2 protein-coding genes are annotated in these 1,788 nt (G+C 63.5%); both read right to left on the bottom strand.

Annotation, left to right across the window (positions count from 1 at the left end; translation table 11 throughout):
• A partial coding sequence (locus FXB38_RS42125) for a site-specific integrase (RefSeq protein ID WP_187435529.1) occupies window positions 1-360 on the bottom strand: 360 nt, incomplete at its 3' end.
• The coding region (locus FXB38_RS45290; protein WP_430640225.1) for a tyrosine-type recombinase/integrase at window positions 357-1,788 on the bottom strand (1,432 nt) is incomplete at its 5' end. The genes FXB38_RS42125 and FXB38_RS45290, both read right to left, overlap by 4 nt.

The following is a 1,788-nucleotide window of genomic DNA, read 5'->3' as shown; positions in this document are numbered from 1 at the left end:
ATCGTGGCGCTTGCTCGGTATGGCGAGCACGCGCTGGATCAGCGCACTGTGTGCCGGTTCCTCGAAGGACACGAACCTGAAGAAGGATCGGATGGCGGTCAGACGCAGGTTACGCGTCTTCGCGCCGGCGCCGCGCTTTACTTCGAGATCGGTTAGGAACGCGCCGATGAACGTTGCGTCCAAGTCGGTGAGCGTCAGGGCCGATGGGGGCTTCCGCAGCTGCACCTGTGCGAACATGAACAGCAGCCGGAACGTGTCCCTGTAGGAGGCGATCGTGTTGCCGCTAACATTGCGCTGGCGCATGAGGCGCTCGGTGAAGAAGCGCTCGATCAACGTGGCGACATTGCAGGCGGGCTTCATGACGTCACCTCCCACCGCCGATCGAGACGCCGCGCCGCTTCTTCCATCAACTCGGGGCAGGCCGAGAGATACCAGTAAGTATCGCGCACGCAGGCGTGGCCGAGGTAAGTGGAGAGCACTGGGAGTTGTTGCTCGACGTCCTTGCCTTCCCGATACCAGTCGAGCAGCGTCCGGATGGCGAAGCGATGACGGAAGTCGTGCACGCGTGGCCCGGTATGATCACCTGGGCGCCGCAGCCCGATCTCTCTGGACAATCGCCAGAAGACGCGATGAACGTACTGGTGCAGCAAGCGGCCTCCCTGTTCGGCAACGAAGAAGGTCGAGCCGCAGCGTGATCCGAGCATCGCGTCGCGCCGGTGGGCGTAGTTGCGCAACGCGGTTCTCGTCGTCGGATGCAATGGCACGAGCCGCGACTTGCCGAACTTGGTCAGCCGGACCGTCAGCACGCCGGCGTCGAGGTCGACGTCATCACGCTCCAGGCCCATCGCCTCGGATATACGCATGCCCGTCACCGCGATCAGCCCGAACAGGGTATGGTAGGTCCATCGGCGCAGCCCGCCCGCTGGCGGCAGAGCCAGCGCTGCCGTCAGCAACGCATCGATTTCCGCGTCGCTGTAGACATAGGGCTTGGCGCGCTTCCATCCGGGCAGCATGCCGACGGGCGGTACCTCCGTTCTCGGATCGAAGTTGGCGACATGGCGCGCGAACCCGCGCACGTCGCTCAATCGCAGCGCCCAGGATGCATGACGATCGGGCGGCAGCGTTGCCCATTCCATTGCAAGCTTCGTCGTGATGATCCTGGCTTTGCGCTTCTCCATGAAGGCGACGAAGTCGGCGAGCCGACGGGTCTGGTGCTCGTACTTGTATCCAAACCCCTTGCGCATGCTCAGGTACTTATCGAGTGCGGCGCGCAGATTGGTCATTGCACGCCTCCCGGCCAGGGCAGGCTCAATGTTCCTCAACGCATCGATGTCGACCTTCGCGTAAATCCGGGTAGTGTCGTGGTTCTCGTGCCGCAGCAACTGTCCGATCTCCGACAAGGTCGCGCCAGATCGGAGAAGCTCGGTAGCGAGACTGTGTCGGAAGATATGGGCGCCGCGGTGGGCGCAACCTTCGATTCCAACGCGATCGAGAGCGGCCTTGGCGATCATGGTGATCGCACATCCGGAAGCAAACCCGATGTGCGGCGCGAGTGTGCGGACGAACAACCGTCGGCACGACGACTCTGGGCGGCCACTGCGCAGATATGCAACGATGGCCGCGCCAACGTCTGGCGGTATCGGCATCCGTGCACGCTGTCGGCCCTTGGCGCGAACGAGTATCTCGCTGGCGCGCCAGTCGATATCATCAAGGGTGAGCGTCGCGACCTCGTCGGCCCGCAGGCCGAGCTTGGCCAGCAACAACAGAATGGCGTAGTCGCGCCGTCCC

Source organism: Bradyrhizobium cytisi (assembly GCF_008123515.1).
In the GTDB taxonomy this organism is placed as follows: domain Bacteria; phylum Pseudomonadota; class Alphaproteobacteria; order Rhizobiales; family Xanthobacteraceae; genus Bradyrhizobium; species Bradyrhizobium cytisi.
The sequence above is the reverse complement of the archived record's forward strand: the minus strand, read 5'-3'. Positions and strand labels throughout refer to the sequence as shown.